The organism is Polaribacter pectinis, assembly GCF_014352875.1.
Taxonomy (GTDB): Bacteria; Bacteroidota; Bacteroidia; order Flavobacteriales; family Flavobacteriaceae; genus Polaribacter; species Polaribacter pectinis.
In genome coordinates, this window is the sequence record NZ_CP060695.1 from 2,060,564 (window position 1) to 2,073,363 (window position 12,800).

11 protein-coding genes are annotated in these 12,800 nt (G+C 29.8%); 8 read left to right on the forward strand and 3 right to left on the reverse strand.

From position 1 onward, the window contains the following. Nucleotides 1-10: 10 nt before the first annotated feature. Nucleotides 11-748: a nitroreductase family protein gene (locus tag H9W90_RS09285; RefSeq protein ID WP_187481340.1), complete on the forward strand. Its 738-nt coding sequence runs from the start codon at nt 11-13 to the stop codon at nt 746-748. A 266-nt stretch (nt 749-1,014) separates the two neighbouring features. On the opposite strand, the gene H9W90_RS09290 is transcribed toward H9W90_RS09285, so the two are convergent. Together H9W90_RS09290 and H9W90_RS09295 are read right to left on the reverse strand one after the other, a co-directional pair. Further along, on the reverse strand, nt 1,015-1,704 hold the full coding sequence (locus H9W90_RS09290; protein ID WP_187481341.1) for a lycopene cyclase domain-containing protein: 690 nt from the start codon (nt 1,702-1,704) through the stop codon (nt 1,015-1,017). A 5-nt stretch (nt 1,705-1,709) separates the two neighbouring features. Then, on the reverse strand, nt 1,710-4,091 hold the full coding sequence (locus H9W90_RS09295; RefSeq protein ID WP_187481342.1) for a penicillin acylase family protein: 2,382 nt from the start codon (nt 4,089-4,091) through the stop codon (nt 1,710-1,712). Nucleotides 4,092-4,190: 99 nt separating this feature from the next. On the opposite strand from H9W90_RS09295, the gene H9W90_RS09300 reads away from it, so the two are divergent. The 7 genes from H9W90_RS09300 to H9W90_RS09340 all read left to right on the forward strand — a co-directional run bounded on the left by H9W90_RS09300 (nt 4,191) and on the right by H9W90_RS09340 (nt 11,648). Continuing rightward, on the forward strand, nt 4,191-5,354 hold the full coding sequence (locus tag H9W90_RS09300) for a DegT/DnrJ/EryC1/StrS family aminotransferase (protein ID WP_187481343.1): 1,164 nt from the start codon (nt 4,191-4,193) through the stop codon (nt 5,352-5,354). 2 nt (nt 5,355-5,356) lie between these two features. Then, nucleotides 5,357-6,364 (forward strand): UDP-glucose 4-epimerase GalE, encoded by a 1,008-nt coding sequence (galE, locus tag H9W90_RS09305; protein WP_187481344.1) that lies wholly within the window; start codon nt 5,357-5,359, stop codon nt 6,362-6,364. A gap of 156 nt (nt 6,365-6,520) precedes the next feature. Beyond that, a complete protein-coding gene (locus H9W90_RS09310) occupies nt 6,521-7,327 on the forward strand; it encodes a DUF2490 domain-containing protein (RefSeq protein WP_187481345.1) in 807 nt (268 codons plus the stop codon). A 12-nt stretch (nt 7,328-7,339) separates the two neighbouring features. Next, on the forward strand, nt 7,340-7,813 hold the full coding sequence (locus H9W90_RS09315; protein ID WP_187481346.1) for a hypothetical protein: 474 nt from the start codon (nt 7,340-7,342) through the stop codon (nt 7,811-7,813). 94 nt (nt 7,814-7,907) lie between these two features. Continuing rightward, complete coding sequence (locus H9W90_RS15515; protein WP_367890072.1) at nt 7,908-8,189, forward strand: MORN repeat-containing protein; 282 nt, start codon at nt 7,908-7,910, stop codon at nt 8,187-8,189. Nucleotides 8,190-8,494: 305 nt separating this feature from the next. Next, on the forward strand, nt 8,495-8,689 hold the full coding sequence (locus H9W90_RS09335; protein ID WP_187481347.1) for a hypothetical protein: 195 nt from the start codon (nt 8,495-8,497) through the stop codon (nt 8,687-8,689). A 115-nt stretch (nt 8,690-8,804) separates the two neighbouring features. Continuing rightward, nucleotides 8,805-11,648 (forward strand): M16 family metallopeptidase, encoded by a 2,844-nt coding sequence (locus H9W90_RS09340; protein WP_187481348.1) that lies wholly within the window; start codon nt 8,805-8,807, stop codon nt 11,646-11,648. Nucleotides 11,649-11,807: 159 nt separating this feature from the next. Here H9W90_RS09340 and fabD read toward each other — a convergent pair whose 3' ends face one another. Beyond that, complete coding sequence (gene fabD / locus H9W90_RS09345; RefSeq protein ID WP_187481349.1) at nt 11,808-12,692, reverse strand: ACP S-malonyltransferase; 885 nt, start codon at nt 12,690-12,692, stop codon at nt 11,808-11,810. Nucleotides 12,693-12,800: the final 108 nt, after the last annotated feature.

Consider the following 12,800-nt stretch of genomic DNA (forward strand, 5'->3'; position numbering starts at 1 on the left):
AAACTATACAATGACAAACGAAAAAACTGTTTCAGAAGCTATAAATTATAGACGTTCTGTAAGAATTTACGATTCAGAAAAATCTATTGATAAAAATATTGTTAAAAAATGTTTAGAGCAAGCAGCATTGGCTCCAAATAGCAGTAATATGCAATTATGGGAGTTTTATCATATAACTTCAAAAGAAACTATTTCTAAAATTACACCTTTTTGTTTTAACCAAAATGCTGCAAAAACCGCACAACAATTAGTTGTTTTTGTTTCCAGAAAAGATCTATGGAAAAAACGTGCAAAAGCTAATTTAGCTTTTATGGATAATACTTTTGGTGAAAATAACCCAAAATCTGAACAGAGCAGCAGAGAAAAGGTTGCAAGAAATTATTATGGAAAAATAATTCCCTTTGCATACGCAGATTTTTTAGGAATTTTTGGCTTTTTTAAATATTTACTAGTTTCTATTATAGGTGTTTTTAAACCAATATATAGACAAGTTAGAAATAGCGATATGAGGATTGTGGCTCATAAAACATGTGGTTTGGCTGCAGAAAATTTTATGATTTCTATGGCTGCAGAAGGTTATGACACTTGTCCTATGGAAGGTTCAGATACTTTACGAGTTAAAAAGTTATTGAACCTACCTTCTAGGTCAGAAATAAACATGATTGTTTCTTGCGGAATTAGAACCGATAAAGGAGTTTATGGCGAACGATTCAGAATACCTTTTAAGGATGTATACAAAGAAATTTAGAGATAATTAGAGAAGTTTTTAACTTAATTGGTAGCAAACTAGGTGGATTTATGTCTCTATCTGTGAACAATTTTTAGAAAACCCAAATTTAGTTTTTCTGAATATTTAAACGGTCCCAAAAAATCTAAAAACTATTTCGATCAGCAAGGACATCGTCTTAATAATATTCTTGTTGAAATATTTATTGTGGTTTTAACATTCTCAATTACAACCTAATCCTTCAACCAAAAAAAACACACACCTCCACTGTTTTAAGTAGCTGAAATTCAAATTTTTACTCTTTTCTTTCCAGAAACAAATTCATAAAATATCCCCATTGTAAAACCAATTGTTATAAAATATAGCATTTCTGTATAAGGGATATTTAAAAAGGTAATTCCATATTTTGTGTTTGCTAATAAAAAATATTTCTCCCAATATGTTGGTGCAAAAAAAGTAAATAAAGGAATATAAATTACCATCTGTATAACCCAACTTAATAATGCAGACCATAAAGATGCTTTAATTAAATCTGGTCTAAAAAATACCATAATAACTGCGTAAAGTATAAAAAGTCCGCAATAAGAAAAAATGGAATTAACACCCAACATACCAGTAAAAACATACACAGCTATAAAACTTAAAACAAACATTGTGTAAAATAAATATCTTAATTTTTTTTCTTTTCTGTAGGTTATCAATTTTAAACTAAAAACTGTTTCATAGATTGTTGCAACAACACTAATAATCATAGCACCCATAATTACATCCTCTAAATAGATATAACCATATTTTAAAACAGAAGGTGGCGTCCAATAATCTTTAAAGTGAAAATATTCTGTTATTGGAGATATAATTGCCCCAGCAATACTAGTTCTAATTAATTTCTTTCTTAAATCTTTTCTTTTGAAAAAAATAAACAACCAAATAGGCACATAAGCTAAACATAAGTATAAAAAAGCATATTCTTCTTTCATGAAATTTATTTTGGTTTCAAAATTAACCTATTTTTACTTAATTCAATTTCGTCTTGATTCATTTTCATCTTAACAAATTCACCATCTAAATATTTTTGAGTTTGATCTTTATAATGTTCACTAAAAAGGCGTCCTGATTGTCCTGTTGGTAAAACTGCAGAACTATTTTCTACATCAGAAAAATCGATAACTCTTCTTGTTGAAGGACCAGCTGTTATCTTATAGTAACCTGTGCTATCTAATTTAAATATTTGATTATTTATTACCTCATTACCTCCAATAGTTTCAAAAGGACCAACATTAAAAACAGTTCTTAAAACTCCACCAGCTTTCCCTATTGCGTGTTCATATTCAACAGAAATTACTCTATCCCAAGTCCAATCTTCTACATTAGCTCCTAACTGATTTTGCAAGAAAGAAATTGCGTTTTTATAAGATTGGTGTATAATATCATTTTTAGATTCAATTTTGTCTTTTGTAGAAATATCATCCCACCAAACAGATTGCTCTCTATTTATTTGTGTTAATAAAACTTGGTCTTGTAGTTGAGAATTTATGAATAAATCAAAACTACCCCCTAATTCATCTTTGTATGTTGCGTTTAAAAACTCATATAATAAACGATTATAAATTGTTGGTGCAACTGACTTTTTAAAATAAGCTCCATCCCAATTTTCTAAAACAGAAAATGCTTTTTTTGCTGATGGAGAAAGATCAGATTTATCTACACTTTTTAATAAATTTTGAATAATTTCTGGAACTGTCGCAGATTTCACATCATACATCATTGCTTCTACATCTTCTTTAGAAAAATCATCTTTGGTATCTAACAACTCAACAATTCTTTTTGCCCTGTCTTGGGGTTGATAATAACCAGGATATAATTTACCTCTTACAGAATCTATTTGATGATTTGCTGAATATACATAATTCCAACTTGGATTTATTGCTTGCGGGTTTTCAGAAAATGGTAAAATCTCAATAATTTCATCTTTTCCTGAAGCTCCATTTAAATATGTTTTAGAAGACAAACTATCTCTTAATTGATATAATTTTGCTGAAGAAAACCAAGCTATATTATCTTTTGCATCACCATACATTACATTTAAACCTGGCGCATGAATTTTAGAAACAGATGCTCTAAAATCTGTAATTGATTTTGAATGCGAAATTCCGTGAGAAACAGATAACATTTCATTTGGTAATTGCGTATAAATCCAATTCATAGCAATCGGTCTATCATCAATTATATGCTCTATTAAACCATTCATTATTGGTCCATGTCTACTTACTTTTACTTGAAAAGTAGTATCTGGTTCATTTTTTATATGAATCGTTTTATCTCTTAATTCATACTTTTCAAAACCATTTTCAGTCTTATATTCTAAAGAATTATCAGGATTATTTTCTTCCACATAAAAATTTAAATCGTCGTTTGCTAACATGGTCAAACCATAAGCATATTCTTTATTATGACCGATCAAGGGAAATGGCATTAACGCAATATTAAATCCGTAGATTTCAAAATCTGGCGTTTTTATATGATTTTGATACCAAACTGAAGGTTGAGAAAATGCAATATGGGGATCATTTGCAAAAATCACTTTTCCGTTTTTAGTTTTATCAGCGCCAATAACCCAAGAGTTACTTCCTATAAAAGGAGAAACAGGTAAATTGTCCATAATACTACTAACACTTTTAGAAATTGTAGCATTAATTTCTTTAGGAATACTTGTTTTATTTACTGTAAGATTTTCTGTAAAAGAACCTAATAATTCATTTAAGTAATCAGCTCCTAATTTTTCTTTAATCTCTGTTAACAACGGGTCTGTTTTGTGTGCCACTGCAAAGCTAAAAGACATATAACCAAAGACATTATACATATCTTTTATGGTGTATTTCTCTTTTTTTAATCCTACTAAAGTAAATTCTAAAGGTGTTTGCCCTTCTTCTATATATTGGTTGATACCATCTAAATAAGCTTGTGATAAAACATAAGATTCTGATGTTTTATCTAAATTAGCAATCGTTTTCTCTGCAGCTTCTTCAATACCTAATCCTCCAAAAAACTGATCTACTCTAACTAAATCCTTTCCAAAAACTTCTGCAAGTCTTCCAGCAGCAATTCTTCTAATCAATTCCATTTGCCACAATCTATCTTGAGCATGCAAATAACCTAAAGCAATATAAGCGTCTTTTGGGTTAGATGCGTTTATGTGAGGTACTCCAATTTCATCAAAATAAACAGTAACTTCTTCTGTTAAATTTTCAATTTCTAGTTCTCCAGAATATTTTGGGGTTAATATTTTTGAATAAATCCATCCCAAACCAAATAGTAAAACTACAAGTACAACAGCTATTTTTAATAAACTCCTTAAAAACTTCATAAATATTCATTTTCATCAAAGATAAACCATTTATTATTTCCTTATTCATGCAGAAACAATGAAAGTTTGTTTGTATTTTTGAGTTTCAAAATTCTTTTTATGAAAAAAATTCAAATGGTTGACCTACAAGGTCAATACACGCAAATAAAAGAAACTGTAAATACTTCTATACAAGAAGTTTTAAATACATCTTCTTATATAAATGGACCTTTAGTTCACGAATTTCAAGCGGATTTAGAGAAATATTTAGACGTAAAACACGTAATTCCATGTGCAAATGGAACTGATGCTTTGCAAATTGCAATGATGGGTTTAGGTTTAGAACAAGGTGATGAAGTTATTACTGCTGATTTTACTTTTGCTGCAACTGTAGAAGTAATTGCTTTACTAAAACTAACACCAGTTTTGGTAGATGTTGAAAAAGATACTTTTAATATAGATATTGAAGCTTTAAAAAAAGCAATTACACCAAAAACAAAAGCAATTGTTCCTGTTCATTTATTCGGACAAGTAGCTAATATGGATGCCGTTTTAGAAATTGCAAAAGAACATAATTTGTTTGTAATCGAAGATAACGCACAAGCAATTGGCGCTAATTACACTTTTAAAGACGGCACAAAAAAGAAAGCTGGAACCATTGGAAATGTTGGAACTACCTCATTTTTTCCTTCAAAAAATTTAGGTTGTTATGGAGATGGAGGCGCAATTTTTACAAATGATGATGAATTAGCGCATACTTTAAGAGGAATTGTAAATCACGGAATGTACACACGCTATTACCATGATGTTGTAGGAGTAAATTCACGTTTAGATTCTATACAAGCAGGAGTTTTAAAAGCAAAATTACCACTTTTAGATTCTTATTGTAATGCTCGTAGAAATGCTGCTCGTTTTTACAATAATGCTTTCAAAAACAACCCAAATATAATTACACCAACTACAAAATCGAATGCAACAAATAGTTGCGGCGAAATTTGTGATGTTTGTGATTGTCATGTTTTTCATCAATATACATTGCAAATAACCAATGGAAAAAGAGATGAATTACATAAACATTTATTAGATAAAGGAATTCCTAATGCAATTTATTATCCAGTTGCGTTGCATGCTCAAAAAGCATATCAAGACACTCGTTATAAAGAAAGTGATTTCCCAGTAACCAACGAATTAATTAAAACAGTAATTTCTTTACCAATGCACACAGAGTTAGATAAGGAACAATTAGAATTTATTACAAGTACAATTAATAACTTTATCAACTAAAAATGAAAAGAATATTAGTAACAGGAGGTTTAGGTTTTATAGGTTCTCACACAGTTGTAGAACTGCAAAATGCAGGTTTCGAAGTTGTAATTATAGATGATTTATCAAATACAAGAATTTCTGTTTTAGATAAAATAACTGAAATTACGGGGATAAAACCAGACTTTCATCAAATTGATTTAAGAATTAAAAATGATGTAAAAAATTTCTTCGACAATAATAAAATTGATGGAATTATTCATTTTGCGGCTTTTAAAGCAGTTGGAGAAAGCATGCAAAAACCATTGGACTACTATGAAAACAACATTGGTTCTTTAGTATATCTTTTACAAGAAATGAAAGATAGAAATATAGATAATTTTATATTCTCTTCTTCATGTACAGTTTATGGCCAAGCAGATGAGTTGCCTATTACAGAAAATGCACCTGTAAAAACAGCTGAATCTACGTATGGAAATACAAAACAAATTGGTGAAGAAATTATAAAAGAAACTTGTAAAGCACATAACTTAAATGCAATTGCTTTGCGTTATTTTAACCCAATTGGTGCGCATGAAAGTATAAAAATTGGAGAATTACCTTTGGGAGTTCCGCAAAATTTAATTCCTTTTGTAACACAAACTGCTGCAGGAATTAGAAAAGAATTATCTGTTTTTGGTGATGATTATCCTACTTCAGATGGAACTGCAGTAAGAGATTACATTCATGTTGTAGATTTAGCAAAAGCACATATTGCAGCCTTACAAAGACTTATCAATAAAAACAACAAACAAAATTTCGAATTTTTCAATGTTGGTACAGGAACTGGAAGTTCTGTGTTAGAAGTAATTAAAGCCTTTGAAAAAGCTTCTGGAAAACCTTTAAATTATAAAATTGTTGGTAGACGTGAAGGCGATATCACTGCCGCTTATGCAGATACAACCATCGCAAATAAAGAACTAAACTGGAAGACTGAAAAGAGTTTAGACGAAGCTTTATTAAGCTCATGGAAATGGCAACAAACTTTGTAAAGAAATCTTCAATATAATTTAAAAATCCTCAACTATAGTTGAGGATTTTTTTTCTTCTAAAAAAGGAACTTTAGTAACTCTTTAACTAAATGAAATCTTTAAAACAAAGATTTAGGCCTTAAATTTGCAAGTTGAAAAATTGAAAACAATTTAAGAATGCAAATAAAACTACTTTTACCAACTTTACTCCTATATACAGTTTACTCATTTTCTCAACACCCCACAGAATCCACCACCAAATTAGAAGAAACTGGTATTTGGTTAGGCTCTTATTTTAAAGTAAGACTTAATGACAAATTAGGGTATTACAGCGAACACCATTACAGAGAAAGAAATGCTCTAAATAACGTAAACTCTTTTATTGGTAGAACTAGACAAATATATAATCGTTTCGGGCTTAATATTTTTGTAAATGAAAATTTTGAAATTGTTGTTGGTCCAACATTAGTTTTTAATTTTTCTCCCGAACCAGGAAATATAAATTTCGAAAAATATACTGTAGAACCTAGAATTTGGCATCAATGGATTATTAAGTCTCCAAAAATTGGCCGTGTAAAATTCATACACCAATTTCGATTCGAACATCGCTGGAAAAGAAGTAATGTTGTTGACGCGGAACATGATTATACAAATAGATATCGTTATAAAATTTTCTCATACATTCCTTTAAACAAAGATGTAATTGAACCGAAAACGCTTTTTTTCTCTCCGAGTGCCGAAATATTTATGCAATCTGGAAGCTCAATTGTTAGGAACCCAATGGAAGATTTTAGAACCTATAATGGATTCGGATACGTTGTAAATAAATCAATTACTTTATTTGCTGGACATATGTGGACTATAGGACAAAAATCTAGTGGTTACGAATACAAAACAAGTCATGTTTTTAGATTCAACATATATATTGGAATTGACGCTAGAAAAATGGCAGATAAACTTCCAAAAATTAATTTAGGCTATTAAAAAATTGAAAAAATGAAAGAAACACAACCTAAAAAAAATAAATTTGTTAAAGTCATTTTACTACTACTAATAATATCAATAGTAATTAATATAAAACTTAGCATAGATAATAAGAATACACAAGAAATAAAAAACGATAAACAATATTACAACCTTAGAAATCAAGCAAATAAACAAATTTTAAATGGAGACTATGAATTAGCTATTAATACTTATAAAAAAATTAAAGAAAACTTCCCTTTAAAAGACAATTTTGACTCCTCTATTAAGTTAATTTTAAATCAAAAAAACAGATCAAATGAATATGATAGTTTAAAAGAAAAAACTAATACATATATTAAAGACATTAAAAACTTGGAATCTGAAAATATCATTATTAATAATCATTATAAAAAATTATTGCAAGATTTCAATACCAAAAATAATAAGTTAACCTTTAATAAAACAACTTCAAATACCCCCCCCTTCAAAAAGACCAGGTACTAATAAGTATATTTTAAATATAAAAAATTATGACGGTATTAGTATTAAATATATTGGTGAAGTAAAAAACAAAAAAGCAAATGGTTTTGGTTTTGCTATTTTTGATAAAAAGGGTTTCTATGAAGGCCAATGGAAAAACAACAGAAGAAATGGTGAAGGGTTTTACTATTGGCAAAATGGAGATAAATATGAAGGAAGTTATTCAAAAGGAAAAAGAGAAGGTAAAGGAACATATTATTTTAAATCTGGTGAAATTTACCTAGGAAATTGGTCAAACGATTTAAGAAATGGCTTTGGAACAATATTGGACAATAAAGGAAAAATAATTTTTGAAGGTGAATGGAAAAATGATAAAATGATTCCTTCTAAAAATAAATAGTTATAAACACCTTAATTTCACACTAACCAAAAAAAATAATTTTTAAAAAGAAATTACTCGATTTTAACTCTTTTTTACTTAAAATTAAGTATTTTTCTTCATTTTTAATCAAAAAATAGTGTTTTCTGATTTTTAGTATGATAATTACAACAGCTTTAAGTTATCATATCAACAAACATTCAACAACATATTTTTCGGTCTTACATTTCTCGTTTCATTTATCAGGTTTTAACAGTTCTAAATTGACATCAACAGATATCAACCTTAACTTTGTATCTGATATTATTAATGATAAAAGATAACCAATGAAACTGATTAACATTAAAAGAAAAACCCAATTAGAGCATCGTCACACAAAAAAAATGGGTGCATTAACAACCAATGTAACTTATATTAAGAAAATGCTCTTCAATTTAATTCCGTTAGCTACACTTCACAAATACAGAGAAACGTATTATGGAGAAATAAAAGATTGCGAAGAATGCGTTTTAGCAAAATAATTTAAAAAAATCCTGAACTTTAAAGTTCAGGATTTTTTTTGGCTTTATTTAACAATATATCAATTTAATATCCATTTCATTTTAGTAATTTTATTTCTTTAAAATCAATCTAAAAATGAAAAAAATAACCTTCGTATTTACCAGCATTTTATTATTTATTGCTTGTGACAATTCAACCAAAGAAATTGCTTCCGAAGAAAAAGAACTAAGTATCAACTATGAAAAAATCGAGTTAGATAATGGACTTGATGTTATTTTTCATGTAGATAAATCTGACCCAGTTGTTGCAGTAGAATTAATGGTTCATGTTGGTTCTGCTAGAGAAGTAGAAGGAAGAACTGGTTTTGCACATTTATTTGAGCATTTACTTTTTTTAGAATCTGAAAATTTAGGAAAAGGTGGTTTGGACAAGATGAGTGCAAGAATTGGTGGTTCTGGCGCAAATGGCTCAACTTCCAGAGACAGAACAAATTACTTACAAACCGTACCAAAAGATGCTTTGGAAAAAATGATTTGGGCAGAAGCAGACAAATTAGGCTGGTTTATAAATACAGTTACAGATCCAGTTTTAGCAAAAGAAAAACAAGTTGTTAAAAATGAAAAAAGACAAAGTATAGATAACAGACCTTATGGACACAACCAATATGTAATTGGTAAAAACTTGTATCCAACAAATCATCCTTATAATTGGCAAGTAATTGGTTCTTTAGAAGATTTACAAAACGCCACTCTAGAAGATGTAAAAACATTTTTCAAAAAATGGTATGTACCAAATAATGCGACTTTGGTTTTATCTGGAGACATAGATATTGACCAAGCAAAAGAATGGGTGCACAAATATTTTGATGAAATTCCTAAAGGCGAAGAAATTCCTGCATTAGATAAAAGACCAGGAAATGTAGCAGAAACAAAGTTTTTATATTATGAAGATAACTTTGCTAGAGTACCACAATTAACAATGGTCTGGCCAACTGTAGAGTCTTATCATCCAGATTCTTATGCTTTAGAAGTATTAACTCAATATTTAACTGACGGAAAATCGGCTCCTTTAAATCAAGTTTTAATAGACGATTTAAAATTGACTTCTTATACATCAATGTTTAATTATATTTCTGAAGTAGCTGGACAAACACAACTTTCAGTAAGAGCTTTTAATGACAAAAATTTAGATGAAGTAAAAACAGGAATTGAAAAAGGTTTTGCAAAATTTGAGGAAGAAAGAATATCTGAAAAAGATTTAAATAGAATAAAAGCAGGACAAGAGACAGATTTTTATAGAAGTTTGTCTAACGTATTAGGAAAAGGTACAAACCTTGCTTCTTATAATACCTATACAGGAAATCCTGGTTTTGTAACTGAAGACATCAAAAGAACTTTAGCAGTTACTACAGATGATGTAATGCGAGTTTATAATACATATATTAAAAACAAAAATTATATAGCGACAAGTTTTGTTCCTAAAAACTCGGCTGAATTAGCTTTAAAAGGTTCTGTATTAGCAGAAGTTGTTGAAGAACAAATTGTACAAGGAGCAGAAGAAAAATTCGATCCAAAAATTGCTGCAGAATATGAAAAAACTCCTTCTTCTTTTGACAGAAGTAAAGAACCTCCTTACGGAAAAACCCCTTCTTTAGCCGTTCCAAAAGTATATGAAAGTAGTTTAGATAATGGATTAAAAATTTACGGAATAGAAAGTGATGAAGTTCCTTTGGTTCAATTTAATATTACAATTGATGGTGGACAATTATTAGAATCTATGGACAAATTAGGAGTTGCTAATTTAACTGCAGATTTATTAAATAAAGGTACAAAAAATAAGACTGTTAAAGAATTAGAAGAAGCAATTCAAGAATTAGGAGCATCCATTTATGTTTATTCTGGAACAGAAGAAATAACCATTAGCGGAACAACATTATCTAAAAACTATTCCAAAACTTTAGCTTTAGTAGAAGAAATGTTATTAGAACCAAGGTTTGATGCAGAAGAATTCGAGCTACTTAAAAAAGCAACAATTGCAAGCTTAAATCAACAAGAGGCAAACCCAAATTCTGTTGCAAGAAATGCTTATAATGAGTTGATTTATGGAAAAAATAACATCCGCTCTAAAAACAATTTAGGAACAGTTTCATCGTTAGAAGCTATTACTTTAGAAGATGTAAAATCTTTTTACAACAATTATATTTCGCCTTCTGTTGCTAAAATATTAGTGGTGGGAGATATTTCAGAAAAAGAAATGATTGCATCTTTAAATAATTTAAATTCAAAATGGGCTTCAAAAGAAGTAACAATTCCAGAATATAAAACGCCAGATGCGCCAACAAAACCTGCTGTTTATTTTTATGACATTCCAAATGCAAAACAATCTGTTTTACAATTTGGCACACCAGCTTTGGCTGCTACAGATAAAGATTTTTATGCAGCTTCAGTTATGAATTACATTCTTGGTGGTGGTGGATTTGCTTCTCGTTTAACACAAGAATTACGTGAAGGTAAAGGATATACTTATGGAATTCGATCTGGTTTTTCTGGCACAAAAGCAAAAGGTGCTTTTACTATTTCAAGTGGCGTAAGATCTAATGTTACTTTAGAATCTGCACAATTAGTGAAGAAAATTTTAGAAGAATATCCAAATACATTTTCTGATAAAGATTTAGAAACTACAAAAAGTTTCTTGATAAAGAGTAATGCAAGAGCATTTGAAACTGCAGGCGCAAAATTAAGAATGTTGTCTAATATTAGCGATTATGGTTGGAAAGCAGATTATGTAAAGGAAAGAGAAGCAACTGTAAATAATATGACAAAAGAGCAAATTAAAGAACTGGCAAACAAATACATAAACCCAGATAAAATGATTTGGTTGGTTGTTGGAGATGCAGAAACGCAATTAAAAAGAATGAGAGAATTAGGTTATGGAGAACCAATTTTGTTGAATAAAACACAGAAACCTATTAAGAATTAAGAATTAAGAAAAAATCTCACAAAATAAATCCCATTTTCTACTTTAGAAAATGGGGTTTTTAAATACAATATTTATTTTTAGTCTTACGTCATAAGTCATTTTTGTCATGAGTTAATAAATAATAAACCTACTGACTGCAAACTGCCGACTGAAGACTGCCTACTCAAAAGAAGCTCCACTCGCAGTAACACTTCTATCTATTTTACGCATTAAACCTTGTAAAACTTTTCCAGGTCCAACTTCTATAAATTCAGTTCCACCATCAGCAATCATTGCTTGTATAGATTGTGTCCATTTTACAGGCGCAGTTAACTGAATCATTAAATTTTTCTTAATCTCATCTGCACTTGTAACAGCACTTGCAGTTACATTCTGATAAACAGGACAAGTTGGCTCACTGAATTCAGTTGCCTCAATTGCAGCAGCTAATTCCTCTCTTGCAGGCTCCATCATTGGTGAGTGAAATGCACCTCCAACAGGTAATAAAATTGCTCTTTTTGCTCCTTTTTCAGTTAAAACTTTACACGCTTTTTCAACCGCTTCAATTTCTCCAGAAATCACCAATTGTCCAGGGCAATTGTAATTTGCAGCCACTACTACTCCATCTATTTCTGCGCAAGTTTCTTCAACAATAGTATCTTCCAAACCTAAAACAGCAGCCATTGTAGAAGGTGCAGCTTCACACGCTTTTTGCATTGCCAAAGCACGTTTAGAAACCAATGTTAACCCGTCTTCAAAAGACAAAACTCCGTTTGCAACCAATGCAGATAATTCTCCCAAAGAATGTCCAGCAACCATTTCTGGTTTAAAATCGTCTCCTAAAACCTTCGCCAAAATTACAGAATGTAAGAAAATTGCAGGCTGTGTAACTTTCGTTTCTTTCAATTGTTCTGCAGTTCCTTCGAACATAATATCTGTAATAGAGAACCCTAAAATATCATTCGCTTTCTCGAAATATTCTTGTGCTAAAGGCGATTTTTCGTACAAATCCAATCCCATTCCTGTAAATTGTGCTCCTTGACCAGGAAATATATATGCTTTCATTTTTACTATTTTTATTCGTTTAGTTGTCGGCAAAAATAATCATTTTTATTTGAAGCTATTTCCTGCTTTCACTACTCGCTTTTTTTTATGCTAAATTTATTTAAGCAT